At 48.1% G+C, this 17,818-nt stretch carries 16 protein-coding genes; 10 read left to right on the top strand and 6 right to left on the bottom strand.

Annotation, left to right across the window (positions count from 1 at the left end; translation table 11 throughout):
- The first annotated feature begins 58 nt into the window (after nucleotides 1-58).
- Together QM717_RS10665 and QM717_RS10670 are read left to right on the top strand one after the other, a co-directional pair.
- The gene (locus tag QM717_RS10665) at nucleotides 59-421 is read left to right on the top strand and encodes a hypothetical protein (RefSeq protein ID WP_415037456.1); all 363 of its coding nucleotides are present in this window, start codon (nucleotides 59-61) and stop codon (nucleotides 419-421) included.
- Nucleotides 422-437: 16 nt separating this feature from the next.
- A complete protein-coding gene (locus tag QM717_RS10670) occupies nucleotides 438-3,317 on the top strand; it encodes a reprolysin-like metallopeptidase (RefSeq protein WP_415037457.1) in 2,880 nt (959 codons plus the stop codon).
- 64 nt (nucleotides 3,318-3,381) lie between these two features.
- On the opposite strand, the gene QM717_RS10675 is transcribed toward QM717_RS10670, so the two are convergent.
- Genes QM717_RS10675 through QM717_RS10685 form a run of 3 tightly spaced genes read right to left on the bottom strand, consistent with a single transcriptional unit; the run spans nucleotide 3,382 to nucleotide 5,233 of the window.
- Nucleotides 3,382-3,831 carry a hypothetical protein gene (locus QM717_RS10675; RefSeq protein WP_415037458.1) on the bottom strand — a complete coding sequence of 150 codons (450 nt, stop codon included), beginning with the start codon at nucleotides 3,829-3,831 and terminating at the stop codon, nucleotides 3,382-3,384.
- The gene (locus QM717_RS10680) at nucleotides 3,831-4,445 is read right to left on the bottom strand and encodes a deoxynucleoside kinase (protein WP_415037459.1); all 615 of its coding nucleotides are present in this window, start codon (nucleotides 4,443-4,445) and stop codon (nucleotides 3,831-3,833) included. The genes QM717_RS10675 and QM717_RS10680 overlap by 1 nt, the downstream gene beginning before the upstream one ends.
- Entirely contained in the window at nucleotides 4,445-5,233 is a 789-nt protein-coding gene (locus QM717_RS10685) for a hypothetical protein (RefSeq protein WP_415037460.1), read from the bottom strand. Before QM717_RS10685 ends, QM717_RS10680 begins: the two co-directional genes overlap by 1 nt.
- A gap of 120 nt (nucleotides 5,234-5,353) precedes the next feature.
- Between QM717_RS10685 and QM717_RS10690 the strand changes: the two genes are divergently transcribed.
- Both QM717_RS10690 and QM717_RS10695 read left to right on the top strand, forming a co-directional pair.
- Nucleotides 5,354-6,244 (top strand): GLPGLI family protein, encoded by an 891-nt coding sequence (locus tag QM717_RS10690; protein ID WP_415037461.1) that lies wholly within the window; start codon nucleotides 5,354-5,356, stop codon nucleotides 6,242-6,244.
- A 16-nt stretch (nucleotides 6,245-6,260) separates the two neighbouring features.
- Complete coding sequence (locus QM717_RS10695; protein ID WP_415037462.1) at nucleotides 6,261-8,972, top strand: carboxypeptidase regulatory-like domain-containing protein; 2,712 nt, start codon at nucleotides 6,261-6,263, stop codon at nucleotides 8,970-8,972.
- A 99-nt stretch (nucleotides 8,973-9,071) separates the two neighbouring features.
- Here the strand turns inward: QM717_RS10695 and QM717_RS10700 are convergent, their stop codons facing one another.
- Together QM717_RS10700 and metK are read right to left on the bottom strand one after the other, a co-directional pair.
- The gene (locus QM717_RS10700) at nucleotides 9,072-9,428 is read right to left on the bottom strand and encodes a hypothetical protein (protein WP_415037463.1); all 357 of its coding nucleotides are present in this window, start codon (nucleotides 9,426-9,428) and stop codon (nucleotides 9,072-9,074) included.
- Between the two features lie 331 nt (nucleotides 9,429-9,759).
- Nucleotides 9,760-11,010, bottom strand: coding sequence for a methionine adenosyltransferase (gene metK / locus QM717_RS10705; protein ID WP_415037464.1), 1,251 nt, complete (start codon nucleotides 11,008-11,010; stop codon nucleotides 9,760-9,762).
- 361 nt (nucleotides 11,011-11,371) lie between these two features.
- Between metK and QM717_RS10710 the strand changes: the two genes are divergently transcribed.
- The 6 genes from QM717_RS10710 (at nucleotide 11,372) to QM717_RS10735 (ending at nucleotide 17,636) form a co-directional block, all read left to right on the top strand.
- A complete protein-coding gene (locus tag QM717_RS10710; protein ID WP_415037465.1) occupies nucleotides 11,372-12,202 on the top strand; it encodes a T9SS type A sorting domain-containing protein in 831 nt (276 codons plus the stop codon).
- A gap of 120 nt (nucleotides 12,203-12,322) precedes the next feature.
- Nucleotides 12,323-13,213: a choice-of-anchor J domain-containing protein gene (locus QM717_RS10715; protein ID WP_415037466.1), complete on the top strand. Its 891-nt coding sequence runs from the start codon at nucleotides 12,323-12,325 to the stop codon at nucleotides 13,211-13,213.
- Nucleotides 13,214-13,719: 506 nt separating this feature from the next.
- Nucleotides 13,720-15,012, top strand: a complete 1,293-nt coding sequence (locus QM717_RS10720) for an O-acetylhomoserine aminocarboxypropyltransferase/cysteine synthase family protein (protein ID WP_415037467.1) — start codon at nucleotides 13,720-13,722, stop codon at nucleotides 15,010-15,012.
- A gap of 4 nt (nucleotides 15,013-15,016) precedes the next feature.
- Complete coding sequence (locus QM717_RS10725; RefSeq protein WP_415037468.1) at nucleotides 15,017-15,475, top strand: OsmC family protein; 459 nt, start codon at nucleotides 15,017-15,019, stop codon at nucleotides 15,473-15,475.
- Between the two features lie 75 nt (nucleotides 15,476-15,550).
- Nucleotides 15,551-16,549 (top strand): alpha/beta fold hydrolase, encoded by a 999-nt coding sequence (locus QM717_RS10730; RefSeq protein WP_415037469.1) that lies wholly within the window; start codon nucleotides 15,551-15,553, stop codon nucleotides 16,547-16,549.
- Nucleotides 16,533-17,636 (top strand): aspartate kinase, encoded by a 1,104-nt coding sequence (locus QM717_RS10735; RefSeq protein WP_415037470.1) that lies wholly within the window; start codon nucleotides 16,533-16,535, stop codon nucleotides 17,634-17,636. Before QM717_RS10730 ends, QM717_RS10735 begins: the two co-directional genes overlap by 17 nt.
- Here QM717_RS10735 and QM717_RS10740 read toward each other — a convergent pair.
- Nucleotides 17,633-17,761: a hypothetical protein gene (locus QM717_RS10740; RefSeq protein ID WP_415037471.1), complete on the bottom strand. Its 129-nt coding sequence runs from the start codon at nucleotides 17,759-17,761 to the stop codon at nucleotides 17,633-17,635. The two genes, QM717_RS10735 and QM717_RS10740, sit on opposite strands and share 4 nt — an antisense overlap.
- Nucleotides 17,762-17,818: the final 57 nt, after the last annotated feature.

The following is a 17,818-nucleotide window of genomic DNA, read 5'->3' on the forward strand; positions in this document are numbered from 1 at the left end:
AAAGCAGTTAAAAAATTGATACATTTGGGTTTCTTAACACTAATGTAACATAACAACCATGAAGAAAACCTTTTTACTCTTTGCCTTTTCGCTTTGCACGGCGGTCGGTTTTTCCCAGACGGATAAAGCCTGGACGGGTGTGACCAACCGAAACCTAAAGGCATCCAAACATACGGAAAGACTGTCTTTCCCGACCGAATTCCAACTCATGCGGCTCGAGCCGCAGGGTTTGATGCAGACTTTGCAAAATGCGCCTGCGCGCAATGTTTCGATCCGCCAAAACGGAGTCATTATTTCACTTCCAAATATCGAAGGCAAACTCGAGCGTTTCGAAATGCTCGAAAGCCTCCAACTTTACGCCAGAACTGCAGGCACAATTCCCAAACATCCGCGCTTATGCAGGAAAAGGAATCGACGATAGAACAGCGGTGGTGCGCATGAGTGTAAGCCCGAAAGGCATCCAGGCGATGGTCTTCCGTACCGAAAAGCGCAACGAGTTCATCGAAGCCTATTCGGAAGACGGCAGCGTATATGCCATTTACAATGCTTCGAGAAACAAAGGCAGTCTGCCATTTACCTGTTCCACCGAAGACATTTCGATTGCCAAATCGATCGATGTGCACGGTGAAACGAACCGTTCGAATACACAGGAGTTGCTGACGTTCCGTTTGGCGCTGTCCTGCAATGCAGAATATACAGCCTATTTCGGAGGCGAAGTGGCCGATGCGCTCGATGCGATGAACGCCACGATGACCCGTGTCAACGGCGTTTTTGAGATGGATTTCGCGATCCACATGACGATGGTCGACAACACTTCGGTCATCTATACCAATGCGGCGACCGATCCTTATACTTCGATGGGACAATGGAACAACCAGTTGCAGGCAACCCTGACGGCCAATATCGGTGAAGCCAATTACGATGTCGGACACATGTTCGGGGCGACTGGCGGTGGCGGTAACGCAGGCTGTATCGGTTGCGTTTGCGTCAACAACCAAAAAGGACGCGGCATCACTTCACCAGCCGATGGCATCCCGATGGGAGACAATTTCGACATCGATTACGTGGCGCACGAGTTGGGTCACCAGTTCGGTGGAAACCACACCTTTTCGAACAATGTAGAAGGTTCGGGCGTAAACGTCGAGCCGGGTTCGGGTTCAACGATTATGGGTTACGCCGGGATCACGGCACAGGACATCGCCAACCATTCGGATGCGTATTTTGTCTATGCGAGCATCAAGCAGGTACAGGACAATATGGTCGGCAAGAGTTGCCCGGTGCGTACGCCGCTGGCCAATACACCGCCGGTGGTTGATGCCGGAAGCGATTACATCATCCCGATCAGCACGCCGTACATCCTGACCGGATCGGCTACCGATGCCGATGGCGATGCGTTGTTGTATTGCTGGGAACAAAACGATTCGGCCACGACACAAACCGGAGGTGCCAGTCAGGCTTCGCCAACCAAAACAGGCGGTCCTAACTGGAGGTCTTACGACCCGACGCCATCACCAAGCCGTTACATGCCGCCTTTGGCACGTGTACTCAACAACCAGCTCACTACAGTTTTTAGCGGAATTACTTCGGAGGCGATCAGTTCGGTGGCACGGGAATGCAATTTCGTGTTGACCGTCCGCGACCGTGATTTGCAAGTCGGCCAGACTTCATCCGATTTCATGAAAGTAACGACGGTGGCTGCGGCTGGTCCGTTTGTAGTGAATACCCCAAACACCGCTTTCTCGATTATGGCGGGGACCAACTATGATGTGACCTGGAATGTGGCCGGCACGACAGCCAATGGCGTCAATGCAGCGACCGTAGACATTTTCCTCTCCACCGATGGCGGTTTGACCTATCCAATCGAACTGGCCAACAATGTGCCAAACGACGGATTGCAAGCCGTGGTTTTTCCTGATGTCCCGGGAACAAGCAACCGCGTGATGGTCAAAGGACACAACCACATTTTCTACGACATCTCCAATGCCAACTTTACCATTACAACTGCGGCTTCGACTTTCGTGATTTCAGCCGTGGGTGGAACCGATACGCAAAGCGCTTGTCAGGGAACCGAAGTGGCCTACAATTTTGGTTACGATACCTTGAACGGATTCAACAACCCAACGACCTTTACGGTAGCAGGGCAACCGGCAGGAACCAGCGTGACCTTTACGCCGAACCCGATCGTGAGCCCTGGCCAGGTTACTTTTAACGTAGCCAATACAGCGGGTGCAACACCAGGGCATTATGAAATGACGGTAACCGGAACTGCGGGCTCAGAAGTGAAAACGTTGACATTGTACTATGACTTGTATGCTGAGACTTTTCCGGTATCTGTGTTGACGGCTCCAGCCGATGGTGCAATTACGCAACCAACGACGTTGACCTTGGCTTGGGATGCCAACCCGAATGCGGCTTCTTACGAGGTACAAATCGCCACCGATGCGGCGTTTACCACAGGCTTAATGACCGAAACAGTGGACACCAATAGCTATGAGGTTTCAGGTTTGGCTGCGGCCACGACCTATTATTGGAGAATCTTGCCTAAGAATCCATCATGCAGCGGCGACTACAGTGCGGCTTTCTCTTTCGAGACCGGTTTGATTGCCTGCAACACGACGCCTTCTACAAATGTGCCTGTGGCGATTACGGCGACCGGTACGCCAACGGTCAACTCGACTTTGGTGGTTCCTGCGGGAAGCGGCGTGGTGGTTTCGGACCTCAATGTAACGGTTGATATCGACCATACTTGGGTGCGCGACCTGACCGTGATTTTGATCAGTCCGTCAGGAACACAAGTGAAATTGGTGGACCGCCCATGTGGCAATGTGGCGCTCAATGACGTGATTGCAACATTCGACGATGCGGGAACGGTTTTGGCGTGCGCGAACAATCCGGCTGTTGGCGGGACAATCATTCCATTCGAAGCGTTGTCGGCTTTCAACGGACAAAATACCGAAGGAACCTGGACTTTACGCGTCATAGACAACGCCAACCAAGACGGTGGCGCCATCTTGAACTGGAGTCTCAATGTGTGCAGCACGGCGCCATTGGGTGTGGCCGAAAACCAATTCACCGAATTTGCGTTGTACCCGAACCCGAACAATGGCGATTTCAACATCGAATTCAAGAACCATTCAACCGAGGAAGTAAAAGTGGCGGTGCATGACATCCGCGGCAGACAAATCTTTGGGCAATCGTATAAAAACACCGGTCTTTTCAATGAGCGTATTCAAATGCATAACGCACAAGCCGGAATTTATCTGGTGACTGTTCAAAGCGGCGACCACAAAGAAGTGCGGAAAATTGTGATTGAATAAAAACTCTAATTGCTTCAAATAAAAAAGCCTCAGGAAACTGGGGCTTTTCTTTTTTATTATTGGATTACCAAAATTTCCACCAAGGCTTTACTGCGGTTTCCTTTTCGTCGTCTTGCATTTGTTCCTTGATGTAGGACTGGAATTTTTTGTTGGTATAGTTGAGCTCTCCCGTGTCGTGCCAAAGCTCGATGACCAAACTGTCTTTTTGGGACAGATCGAATCCGGCAAAGTCCCCTGCGAAATTGTCCCCAAAGAAATGAATATGGGAGGCTGAGGGGTAAATTTCGTTCAGGCCAATAGCGCTCAGGTCCAATGGGCTTTCATACACCATAAACCGATTCTGCAAAAAACTGCCCGCGCCAATTCCTTTTAAATAATCGATGTATTCGGAAGGGAGATTGGGAAACGATTGTTGCAATTCATCCGCTTGTTGCGCATTGAGTATTTTCCGGACATTGCTGTCGGTTTGGTCTTCGGTTTTTGTGAGGAATTGTTTTATTTGGTCGTATTTCATCAAAACAAGCCGTTCAATTCCGCGTTGATCTTGTTCATGATCATTCCCAAATCTTCTGGATTGTTCACAAAATCGATGTTGTCCACGTCGATGATGAGCAGTTTGCCTTTGTTGTAGGTTTGAATCCAAGCCTCGTACCGTTCGTTGAGGCGGCTCAAATAATCAATCGAAATCGAGTTTTCGTAATCGCGGCCGCGTTTGTGGATTTGCGCCACGAGATTTGGAATTGAGCTTCTGAGGTAAATCAGCATATCGGGTGCTTCGACGAGCGATTCCATCAATTCGAACAAAGACGAATAGTTCTGGAAATCGCGGTTGGTCATGAGTCCCATCGCATGCAGGTTGGGCGCGAAAATGTGGGCATCTTCGTAAATCGTCCGGTCCTGGATGATTTTCTTGCCGCTTTCACGGATCTGCAGAATCTGCCTGAAACGGCTGTTGAGGAAGTAAATCTGGAGGTTGAACGACCAGCGCTCCATCTGGTGGTAAAAGTCATCGAGATACGGATTGTCTACCACATCTTCAAAATGCGGTTCCCATTTGAATTGTTTCGCCAGTAATCGTGTGAGTGTTGTTTTTCCTGCGCCAATGTTTCCTGCTACTGCTATGTGCATTACGGTAATGTGATTTTATAATTGCTAATTCCTTCTGTTGTAAAAATAGATAAAATTTGGGCTTGGTACTGAAAACTTTTGAACGTTTTTTCAGCAATGTCGAGCGGATATGTTTTGTCGGTTTTGGCCTCGAAAGCATATAGTTTGTCGGCTCGGGTGTACAAAATCCACCGGTCATTGGCGATGGCAAAATCGTCAAACGCGGTGAATGTTCCGTAAGCAGTGATCTTGCCGTAAATGTCGCAGGCATAACGCTGGCCTTTTTCGTCGATCCAATAAAAATAGTTGAAATCGGTTTTGAAATGGATTGGCTTGACACTCAACGGCACGGTGATTTCGCGGTAATCGTTCCTGAGATAATCGTACAAACCCACTTTCTGCGACAGGCTGTTGTAGATCCACAAACGATTTTGCGATGCCATTCCGGTCGTCAGTGCGACAATCGGTACGGTGTTTTGTGAAAAATTGATTTTCTGCGTTTCGTTGAGTTGGTTGTCGAGCAAAACCGCCGTGTTGAAATTCTCGTAGAACAGTACCATCTGCAACGGATTCTTGATGTCGGCCAACTTGATCTTGCCGAACGCGAGGTTTTTGTATTCGAGGATTCTGTTAGCGTTTTTTTTGCAGAACACATTGTCCTTGATGAAATAGGACGCGCCGAAATTGTCGTAACCGACAAAAGCATCGGCCTGCAACATTTCGGTTCCCGAAGCGGTCAGGGTGATTTTTTGCTGGGCATGTGTCGCCAGCGCGCCAAAGAAAAGCAACAGGAACAAACGGATTTTCATATTCGCTAAAATACAGCCGAATCGTTTCGAAACCAAACAATCAGCCAAATCTTTTAACAAAAACTTGGTAACATAACCCAATCGCATTCGTCATATTTGCCTTGTAAAAACGATTTTGTCATGAAACAATTCTTTCTTTTAGCTTTTTCGATACTTGCTTTTTTGAACCTCCAGGCGCAGGATTTTCAAGGAATGGCGGTCTACGAATCCAAAACCAGCACCTCCGAATTCAAGACCCGGCTCGAAGGCAACAAAGACATCACGCCCGAAATGCGTGCGATGGCCGAAAATGCGATGAAGCAGATGTTCGAGAAAACCTTCATACTCAACTTTGACAAAACGAGTTCGATCTACAAAGAAGAAGAAAAACTCGACGCGCCCGGCCAAGGCCAACCCGGATTCAAGATGATTACCTCGATGACCGGAGGCGGCGGAACGTATTATAAAAATGTCAAGGACAAAAGTTATGTGGTCGACAAGGAATTCATGGGCAAGGAGTTTCTCGTAAAAGACACGCTCACGACGCTCAAATGGAAAATGGAATCGGAGACCAAACAAATTGGAGGCTATACCTGTTTCAAGGCCACGGCGGTGCGTCCGGCGAGCAAATCGGACATCCGCAATTTCCGTCCGAAAGACGCCAAGAAAGAAGATTCCAAGACCACCAACCAAACCGATGGGAAACAGAAAACCACGAGCATCATGGAAGAAATCGAAATTCCCGATAATGTGACCGTCACGGCTTGGTACACGCCTGAAATTCCGGTCAACCAAGGACCCGAAAATTATTGGGGCTTGCCGGGTCTGATCCTCGAAGCCAATGACGGAAAAACCATCATCCTGTGTTCCAAAATCGTACTCAATCCCAAAGACAAAGCGGTCATCAAGGCACCAACGGGCGGCAAGATCGTGACCCAGGCCGAATACGACGAAATCGTACTCAAGAAAATGGAAGAACTGCGCGAAATGCAAGGGCGCAATGGCGGGATGCAATTGCGAATCGGACAATAAATCTTCAATTGCGGTCATGAAAAAAGCGCTGTTGTTTTTCCTGTTCCTCTTTTCGGGAATTTCGTTTGCACAGAACATCAAACTCGACGGATTTATTCTTGACAATTCCGGCAAGCCGCTTGAGATGGCCAATGTGATGGCGGTCCATTCGGTGACCAAGGAAATGGATTCCTATGCGATCACGAACGACAAAGGCCGTTTCCAGCTTACGCTCAAAGTCCATTCGACTTATACGGTTCGCGTGAGTTACCTCGGGATGCAAACCAAGGAAATTACGGTTTCGACGAAATCCGAAAATCTCTCCCAAAACATCACGCTCGAAGCCGGAAACCAGGAATTGCAGGGCGTCGAAATCGTACGCGAAATGCCCGTTTCGATCAAAGGCGATACGATTGTCTACAACGCCGATTCGTTCAAATCGGGCACCGAACGCAAACTCGAAGACGTACTCAAAAAATTGCCTGGGGTCGAAGTCAATGCCGATGGCCAGGTCGAAGTTGAAGGCAAAAAGGTGCAGAAACTCATGGTCGAAGGCAAGGATTTTTTCGACGGCGATACCAAACTCGGCGTCAAGAACATCCCGGCCGATGCGATCGATAAAGTGCAGGTGTTGCGCAACTACAACGAAATCGGCGCGCTCAAAGGACTCGAGAACAATGAGGAAAGCGTCGCGATGAACATCAAGCTTAAGGAAGGCAAGAAGAATTTCTGGTTCGGGGATTTGAATGCCGGAATAGGCGTGGGGCACGACGAGAGCCGCTACATCATCAATCCCAAATTGTTTTATTACAGCCCCGAATACAGCATCAACCTGATCGGCAACTTCAACAACATCGGCGAATTGCCGTTTACGCCGCAGGATTATTTCAAGTTTACGGGCGGTTTCAAGAACCTCATGCGCAAGGGCGGGACATCGTTCAACATCGGTTCGAACGATTTGGGTTTGACCTTGCTCAGGAACAACCGCGCCAAGGAGATCGAGACGCAATTCGGCGCGACCAATTTCTCGTACAATCCAACCAAAGCATGGAGTTTGAGCGGGTTTGCCATCGTTTCCTCGACCACGACCGAACTCGAAACCAAGACACGGATGGAACGCCGCAATTTCCCGCTTTTGGAACAGTCCGATGCGGTCACGGTGCAAAATACCCAAGATGCGACGCACCAGAAAAGCAACCTCGGATTGTTCAAACTCAGTTCGAGTTACAAGCCAAGCACCGCGCTGCAGATCGATTATGACGGTTTGCTCAAGAAATCCAAACAGGATGAATTCACCGATTTGTTTTCGCAGAGCAACCTCGACAACCAATACATCCACACGACCAAAAAACAGGACCCGGTTTCGTTCAACCAGAATTTCAACCTGTATTACACCAAAAACGAGAAACACGTTTTTGCCATCGAGGCGCAGCATTTGTACCAGGAAGAAGATCCGTTTTATGAAGCGAATCTGGGTTTGAACCCGTTTCCCGAATCAGGATTGTTTCCGGTGGTGCAATCGCGTTACGACCTCAATCAGGACCGTTTGGTCAAGACCAATAAGATTGATGCCAAGTTCGATTATTATTACATGCTCACGCCAAAGAGCAACCTCAATATTACGCTCGGCGATACCTGGTCGCGGCAGGATTTCGATTCGAATCTGTTTCAACGGTTGGAAGACCAAACGACGGCGCAGGGAAATGACTCGCAAAACCACGTCGATTACAGTTTCAACGATGTTTTCCTCGGGCTGCATTTCAAATGGATCATGGGCAAGTTTACGTTCAATCCCGGTTTGAGCCTGCACCAGTACCGCACCGACAACACCCAATTCCCGGTCGGAAAAACCAAGGATGATTTCTTTCGTGTATTGCCCGATGTCTATGCGATTTACCAGATCAAGAAATCGGAATCGCTGACCTACAATTACGCCATGACGACCGAATTTACCGATGTATCCAAACTTGCCGAAGGCTATGTGCTCGGCAGTTACAATTCGTTGTTCCGTGGCAACCGATTGCTCGAAAACGCCTTGGTGCAGACGCATTCGTTGCGGTATTTCAAGTACAATATGTTCAACTTCACGAATATTTTCGGATTCGTCAATTACAGCCGTCGCATGGACGCCGTCAAGACGCGTGCGAGTTTTGATGACATCAACCAATTCTCGACGCCTTACAACGCTTATTTCGCCGACGGGATGCTGACCGGTGTGGCCAATTACGGACGTTCGTTCGGGAAGTACAAAGCATCGGTCAATGTGGCGCTCAACTGGTCAAAATTCAACAACATCCGCGTGCCGTTTGGCGGGATCGAAATCCCCGAAACCACCGAATCGTTCACGCAAGGCTACACGGCCAAGTTTTCTACCAATTACAAGCATTGGCCGAATCTTGAAATCGGATACAACCTCACGGTCAACGATTACCAGCAGGCGACTTTTTACACGCAACGCCCATCGGCCAAGCTCGATTACTATTTCCTTGAGGCGTTTTCGCTCGTTTCGGAATACGAATTCTACCACTACAACAACTCCGACGATTCGATCCAGAACGAATACGATTTCCTGAGCGCGAGCCTGATCTACCAAAAGAAAGGCAGCCCGTGGGAATACAAGATTTCGGCGACGAATTTGCTCAACACGACTTCGCTCAACGACGACAGTTTTACGCAGTTTGCGACGCGCACGTCGCAGTATGTGGTGCAGCCGCGGTATTTGATTTTTTCTTTGAAGTATAATTTGTAGCTGTTTCCCGCTTTCCACTTCAATCTTTTGCATTTCAAGATTTACCTGACTGCCGCTGGCAGTCCTCCTCTTACTATCAAATGCAAAAGGATTTCCGTTTCAATCGGGGCTATCGCTGCCGCGAGGGCCTTCTTTTGTCTGGCAACAAAAGAAGCAAAAATGCCTGGCGCGCAATCGTTCGGCGACCAGCTCGTTTTCGATGGCTAAATCAAAAGAACTCGCTTCGCTCAGACAGCTTTTGATTTTTACGCCATCTTCAAACGGCAGGTGCCCGCCTGCCACAATCAAAGCGCGCAACCTCACGAAGAACGATAGTTGTAAAAATCGAATCAAATTTCCGCTTTGAACGTCAAGGTGACGTCGGTCGTCAATTGGACGGTAAAGGTTCTTGGGCAGATTTTTGGCGCTTTGTAAAAAGCCAAAAATAAAATATACAATTCCTGACTGGTGCGGCATTCGTCAGATGAGCGTCAAGAAAATCAAATGAGAGCGCGTCAAGAGCCGGCCGCTGTTTGAGGCGCAGCCGAGTTTGGCTGGCTTAGCAAACGAATTTGATTTTTAGCGAAGATGGCGTGCCGCTCCGCCTTTTTGCAACTTTTGCGGCGAGGCAAAAGTTGAGAACTAGCCCCGATTGCAGTGAAAATCCTTTTGCGCGAGGAACGAGCGTAAAAGATTGCAACGGAAAGCGGGAAATAGCTCCCACTCGAGCGAAGCGAAAACTGTACGAAGTAAATAAAAAAGCCCGCTAAATGCAGGCTTTCGAATATCAAATGCGATTTAGAATCTATTACAATCCAAATTCAGCTTTTACTTTATCGACGAAGTCCAGCTTCTCCCAAGTAAACAATTCCACTTCCACCGTTTTGCTGTTGCCGCCCGGTGAAGTAAAGGTTTTGGTTACGATTTCGGGTTTGCGACCCATGTGTCCGTATGCAGCCGTTTCGCTGTAGATTGGGTTTCTGAGTTTGAGGCGTTGCTCGATGAAGTACGGACGCATGTCGAAGATGCTCTCGACTTTCTTCGCGATTTCACCGTTGGTCAAATTTACTTTCGAAGTACCGTAAGTCTCGACGAAAATACCCATTGGTTTGGCTACGCCGATCGCGTAAGAAACCTGAACGAGGATTTCATCGGCTACACCGGCAGCCACGAGGTTTTTGGCGATGTGACGTGTTGCGTAAGCCGCCGAACGGTCTACCTTGCTCGGGTCTTTTCCTGAGAAAGCGCCGCCGCCGTGGGCACCTTTTCCGCCGTAAGTGTCTACGATGATTTTTCTTCCGGTCAATCCCGTGTCACCATGTGGTCCGCCGATGACGAACTTTCCGGTCGGGTTGATGTGGTATTGGATCTTGTCATTGAACAAGTGGGCATATTGCGGGTATTTGGCAATGATGCGCGGGATCAAGATCGAAATCAGGTCGTTCTTGATTTTGGCCAACATCGTCGCTTCTTCGTCGAAATCGTCGTGTTGCGTAGAGATCACGATCGCGTCGATGCGTGTCGGTTTGTTGTTGTTGTCGTACTCCAAAGTCACCTGCGACTTGGCATCGGGGCGCAAATATTTGATTTCGTTGTTCTCACGACGCAAAGCCGCGAGCTCCTGCAACAATTTGTGCGAAAGGTCGAGTGCCAATGGCATGTAGTCTTCGGTTTCATTGGTGGCGTAACCGAACATCATTCCTTGGTCGCCTGCACCCTGGTCTTCAGGATTGGCGCGCTCTACCCCTTGGTTGATGTCACCCGATTGTTCGTGGATGGCCGAAAGCACACCACATGAATTGGCTTCGAACATGTACTCGCTTTTGGTGTATCCGATTTTTTGGATCACTTCGCGCGCAATGTGCTGCACATCGAGGTAAGTCTTGGATTTTACTTCGCCGGCCAAAATTACCTGCCCTGTCGTTACCAAAGTTTCGCAGGCCACTTTTGAAGTAGCGTCAAAAGCGAGAAAGTTATCGATTAAAGCATCCGAAATCTGGTCGGCAATTTTGTCTGGATGTCCTTCACTAACGGATTCCGACGTAAATAAATAAGCCATAATAAATTGAATTTTTATAAATTAACGGAAAGAAGTGAATCGCCAAATGCGCTAAAGAGAAGGGTCTGCTTTAGCATTTTTATGACACAACACTTGCTGTGCCTGAGGTTGCAATCAGTTCAAATCTTTCCTCTTGATTTTTTCGTTGGCAAATGTATGAAACCATTTTCGAATTGAAAAAATAATTCGGGATTTAATTTTTGGAAGCCCTCGATAAGAACAAGGGGTGTTGGGAAAAATATTCAGAATGCAACAGTAAAATACTTAAATTAACAAGGTTAGCCGTTAAAAAAGGTTGCTTTGTTTTTATTTCTGATATTTTTGTTTAGATTTGCTCTTAAATTAATCAAAAATAGAAAATATGAAAAAAACTTTACTTATCGCAGGTTTAATGCTTGCTTCTTTGGTTAACGCAAATGCGCAAACGGTAGTGTTTAGCGATAACTTTGATGACGGAGACATTACTCCGTGGACTGTAACGGATGCCGACGGTGACGGAAGAAACTGGAGTGTGGTTCAAATCCAGGACAACGACGGTAATCCAGTAGGAACACCAGTATTGCGCTCTGCTTCATGGCAAGCGGTGCCTTTGACACCTAACAACTATGTATTTTCACCGGCCATCGACCTGAGCGGATTCTTCCCTGGTACGGCTACTGTGGAATTGTCTTGGCAGGTAATGGCCATCGATGCGTCTTGGGATTTGGAACAATATACTTGCTATATTGGAACGGCTCCGGATGTGGCTACGATGTTGGCTTCAAGCACTACACACCACGAAGCGTCATTGGCGGGGGTAAATACTTTGACCACAAGAACGCTTGATGTGTCAGATTTCCTTGGCGGACAAATGTATGTTTGCTTCAGACATTGGGGCGTAACAGATCAGTTCACTATGGAAATCGATAACGTTTCTGTAACGGTATCTCCTTTGAGCACAGACAAATTCTTTACTACTAATTTCCAAGTTTTCCCTAACCCGGCAGACAATGTGTTGAACGTGAACTCAAAAACCAACATGACTTTGAACCATGTGGAATTGACCGACATCAACGGAAGAGTGGTGAAAAACATGAATGTTGCTGGCGTAGCCAATACACAATTGAACATCGGTGATTTGAACGCTGGAATGTATTTCCTCAAAGTAACTTCTTCGGAAGGAACCGGAACGGCAAAAATCATCAAAAAATAATATCGTTTCCAAACGAATCGGAAAGCCTGTCTCTTGAAAATGAGGCAGGCTTTTTTTGTGAATTGTTGTTTTTTGGATAAAATTTGCTTTATTTACATCCTGAATATAAACCTCATACGTATGAAAAAACTATTACTCGTACTTTCTTTATCGTTTTCCTTTGTTGCCGCCCATGCACAATACATCCTGATCGAAAACTTTGATACGGTTCCCGGTATCGGCTGGACACGTACCAATCAAAGCGAACCGGTCGGAATAGGTACCTGGAGGCAAGGGGTCACGACGCAATTCGATGCCGGTGCTTTCAATGGCGATCCAACGTCCTTCGCGATGGTCAACAGTGCCAGCGCGCAAGGAAACGGAACCATCAGCAATTGGCTGATTTCTCCAAACATTTCGTTGGAAAACGGCGATGTTATTCGGTTTTTTTCACGGGTAGGTTTGCCGGTGGGACAGGTTGCGGTAACTTTTCCGGACCGTCTCGAAATGCGCATCAGTACCAATGGGGTTGCCACCGCTTTGCCTTCGGGGGCCAATTCTGTTGGTGATTTTACCACGCTTTGCCTCACCATCAACGAGGCGCTTACCACCACAGGTTACCCGACAAGCTGGACGTTATACGAATATACCATTAGCGGATTGAGTGCCCCGACCGATTGCAAGATTGCGCTGCGCTATTTTGTAACCAATGGCGGAACGCAAGGAACCAACAGTAATATTGTTGGGGTCGATTTGTTTTCGATCGAGCGTACGTTGGGAACAGAAGATTTCTTCAAGCGGCATTTTACAATTTTCCCCAACCCGGCGAATGAGGTACTGACCATTAAAAACAACGACAATACCGTCTTCAACTCGGTTTTGGTTACCGATGTCAACGGACGCACCATCAAACAGTTTTCAAACAAAGTTTCGGAAATGCAAATCAACATCGCCGATTTGGCATCGGGGGTTTATTGCGTCAAAGTGATTTCCGATCAAGGTTCGGGAACCGCCAAAATTGTTAAAAATTAAAATTTTATAAAAAGCAAAAAATGAGCTCGCCAGCAATGGCGGGCTTTTTTGTATTTTCCGATTTTTGAAAAAGTGTTAAAGTTGATTTTGGGTTGCGAAAAATCCAAAAATAGTTCAGAAGTTTGTCACTCCAAAAACAGAGAAAAAATGAAATTTACAATGTGCTATATGTGTCGTAAGATGTGGAAACTTTCCGCGGAGCGCACTATTGCATAATTTTTAAATTTAAAAATATATCGCAAAAGCCTTCCGCCAACCGGGAGGCTTTTTTATTTCAATCAACCCTAAACAAATCAGAAAACCTAAAATCCAAATGAAGTCAATAGCAACCAAAATGATGAAAAAATATTTTATGATGTGTATGCGTCCAACCCGCTATTGCCAAAGGTCAACGAGTTAAATCTCCAGTTATAGTTCAAAACTGCAAGCCCTTTTGGTAAACCTCCAAAAGGGCTTTTTTTTTCACACGAATTCAAATCAACACAAATCTTTAAAATCCAGAAATCATGAGTACACAAAAATTTGCCACCAATGCCTTACATGCCGGACACGATGTCACCAAAAATGCAGGAACACGCGCCGTGCCGATTTACCAAACCACTTCGTATGTGTTCAACGATGCCCAGCACGCGGCCAATCTCTTTGGGCTCGCCGAACCCGGTTTCATCTACACCCGGCTCAACAATCCAACCAACGATGTCCTCGAACAGCGCCTGGCTGCGCTCGAAGGTGGAATCGCCGCAGTAGTCACCGCTTCGGGAACTTCGGCTTTGGCTACGGCCTTGCTCGTTTTGCTGCAATCGGGCGACCACATCGTCGCCTCGAACAGCCTCTATGGCGGAACCTACAACCTCTTGAATGTGACGTTGCCCCGGTTGGGCATCACGACCACCTTTGTCGATCCGTCGAATCCGTCGAATTTCACGAAGGCTGCGCAGGAAAATACCCGCGTATTTTTTGCCGAAGCGCTCGGAAACCCCAAGCTCGATGTACTCGACCTCAAAGCAATTGCCCATGAAGCCCAAGCGTTCAAGGTGCCATTTATCGTAGACAATACCGTGCCTTCTCCCTTTTTGCTCAATCCAATCGAACACGGCGCGAACATCGTCATCCATTCGTTGACGAAATACATTTCTGGAAACGGAACCTCACTCGGCGGCGCCATTATCGATGCGGGAACTTTTGATTGGGGCAACGGAAAATTTCCCGAATTCACCACGCCATCGGCAGGCTACCACGGATTGGTTTACCACGAAGCGCTTGGCAATGCGGCCTTTATTGCCAAAGTACGCATCGAAGGGTTGCGCGATTTCGGCGGCGCACTGAGTCCGTTCAATGCGTTTCAGATTATCCAAGGATTGGAAACTTTGCCCTTGCGAATCCAGAAGCATTCCGAAAATGCGTTGGCATTGGCTGAGTGGCTCGAAGCACAGGAAGAAGTCGCCTGGGTCAATTATCCAGGCTTGCCGTCGAGCCGATACCATGAGCTGGCCCAACAGTATTTGCCCAAAGGACAAAGCGGTATCGTGACCTTCGGGCTCAAAGGCGGTTTCGATGCGGCGCGCAAGGTAGCCGACCAAACCAAGGTATTTTCATTGCTCGCCAACATCGGCGACACCAAATCGCTGATCATCCATCCGACGAGCACGACGCACCAGCAATTGTCCGAAGAACAGCAAATCGCCACCGGCGTGACCAAGGACTTGATCCGCCTGTCGGTCGGTCTCGAAGACATCGAAGACCTCAAAGCCGACCTCAAAGCCGTATTCCATAACATTAAGAACCCTCAACTCGCCTAAAATCATGAGCACAAAAACCGTAAACGTCCTGGGCTATGCCACCAATAATGAACAATTCATCGTCAAGGCCAGAAACCTCGACATCAGGATCAGCAAAAACCCAAAAGTCTCCGACCTCGAAGGCCCGAGCCCGATCGAGTACATCCTCGCCGGATTTGCCGGATGCATCAACGCAGTCGGCAAACTCGTCGCCAAGGAACTCGACATCGACCTGCAGTCATTGCAGGTGGAGATTTCTGCCGACCTCGACACCGACAAGTACAATGGGATTCCAACCCACAACCGCGCAGGTTTCAACCACATCGGCGTGGTCGTCAAACCCACATCGGATGCCTCACCCGAAAAGCTGCAAGATTGGTTGCGGCAAGTCGAATACCGATGTCCTGTACAGGACAATCTTATTAATCCAACGCCGGTTTCCGTGACGATAGCCACGACCCCGGAAGCAGTCATTGCTGCCTAAAATATTTGTTTTTGTTTGTTTGGAACTGTCCCGGCTGGTTCTCTTTGGCCGGGGCAGTTAAAAAAAATTAAGCACATGAGTAAAGAATTGCAAAAAATAACGCTTCCCGATTGGGAATTGAAAAATGGAAAAGTCCACGACATCTCCTTGTTTTTCCAGGTTTTCGGAAGGCCAATCGGAACGGCCCCTGTCGTGTTGGTCAACCATGCACTGACGGGAAATTCGAATGTTTCAGGAAAACTGGGTTGGTGGCGTGAACTGATTGGAAAAAGTAAAGCCATCGACACCAAAGTTTTTACCGTCCTGGCGTTCAATATTCCGGGTAACGGATACGATGGCGACCGCGACAACCTGATTGCCGGTTACAGCGATTTTACGGCCAAGGACATCGCGTCTATTTTTTGGAAAGGTCTCCAAATTTTAGAAGTGGAAAGCCTTTTTGCCGTGATTGGCGGAAGTCTTGGCGGCGGCATCGCCTGGGAAATGGCGGCGCTCAAACCCACGGGTATCGCCCACCTGATTCCCATCGCGACCGATTGGAAAGCGACCGATTGGGTCATCGCCAATGTGTTTGTACAGGACCAAATCCTCAACAATTCTGACAATCCTGTAGCCGATGCGCGGGCGCATGCGATGCTGCTATACCGCACACCACAGTCGCTCGGGCGTAAATTCAACCGCAACAAAAGCGGACAGCATTTCGATATCGAAGACTGGCTCATCCACCACGGCGTCAAATTGCAGAACCGTTTCCGGCTGGCATCTTACAAACTCATGAATCATTTGCTGCGCACGATCAATATCGTCCACGCGAAAGAAAAATTCCTGGAAACCGCTGCCCGCATTGAATCGGACATCCATTTGGTTGCAGTCGATAGCGATTTGTTTTTCATCCCATCGGAAACGCGCCAGACCTACGAAGTACTCCAATTGATCAAGTCGAATGTGTTTTACCACGAGATCCAATCGGTCCACGGCCACGACGCTTTCCTGATCGAATACGAACAATTGTCCCAAATCATTTCACCCATTTTCACCAGCATCAATACTACACAACATGTCACACAGAATTAACATCGTCCTTTTCGGAATCGGAAACGTAGGCAGTACGCTCATCTCACAACTGCTCGAAAGCCAACAATTGTTCCTCGAACGCAGCAACATCGAATTGCGGTTCCCAATCATCACCAATTCGACCCTGGCGTTTTTCGAGAAAGACGGCGTCAAGAACCAATGGGAAGCCAATTTTGCGCAATCGGCCATTCCGTTCCGCATCGAGGACATCATCGAATACGTCCAAAACCAAGAACTCGACAACTTGATTGCGGTCGATGCCACGGCGAGCAAGGAACTCGTGCAGTCCTACATTCCTTTGATCCAGAATGGTTTCCACATCGTCGCGGCCAATAAGATTGCCAACACTTTGCACGGCGATTTTTACGCCGAACTGCGCCGGAACCTCAAGAAATTTGACAAGCAGTTTTTATACGAAACCAATGTGGGCGCCGGATTGCCCGTCATCAATACCATTTCCGATTTGCATGCCGCAGGGGAAAATATCACCAAAATCAGAGGGGTTTTCTCGGGCTCGCTGAGTTATATTTTCAACCGCTTTGGTCAAGAGGATTTGACTTTTTCCGCCATTTTGAAAGAAGCAGAAAAAGCGGGCCTGACCGAGCCCGATTCGCGCGAAGACCTGTCCGGAAACGATGTGGCCAGAAAACTATTGATCCTGGCACGCGAAGTCGGTTTCAATGCCGAATTCCCCGACATCAAAATCACCACCCTTTTGCTCCCCAACCTCAATGAGAAAAACACCAAGGCCCAATATGCCATCAGCAAGGAATTGCTCGACAAACCTTACCGCATCGCCAAGTTAACGCAACCCGAAGAACACGTTTTGCGCTACATCGGCGAGCTCGATCTCAAAGAAAAAACACTCGAGGTCAAATTGGTTTCCGAACCCCGGCATACCGCGCTCGGCCAGATCAAGGGCGCCGACAACCTGATCGAGATTTATACGCAGTCTTATGGCGAACATCCCATCGTCATTCAAGGGGCAGGAGCCGGAAAAGCGGTCACGGCGCGCGGCGTGCTATCGGACATTTTGCGGATTTCCGAAAACATCAAACGACAGGAGTCGGTGTCGCTCAAAGTTTAATGCAACACCTCATACAACCATTGGCCAAACTGAAAACCGCGTTTGGCAATGTAGATGGCACCCAAAACTGCCATAAACGGGAAAATGAGGTGCGGCCATTTCAAAGTAAGTTTTGAATTTTTCATAAGCTTGATTTTTAAAGGGATAACTTAAACGGTTGGTGTGCCGTTTTGCAAAATGTT

This window comes from Flavobacterium sp., assembly GCF_047602195.1.
Taxonomy (GTDB): domain Bacteria; phylum Bacteroidota; class Bacteroidia; order Flavobacteriales; family Flavobacteriaceae; genus Flavobacterium.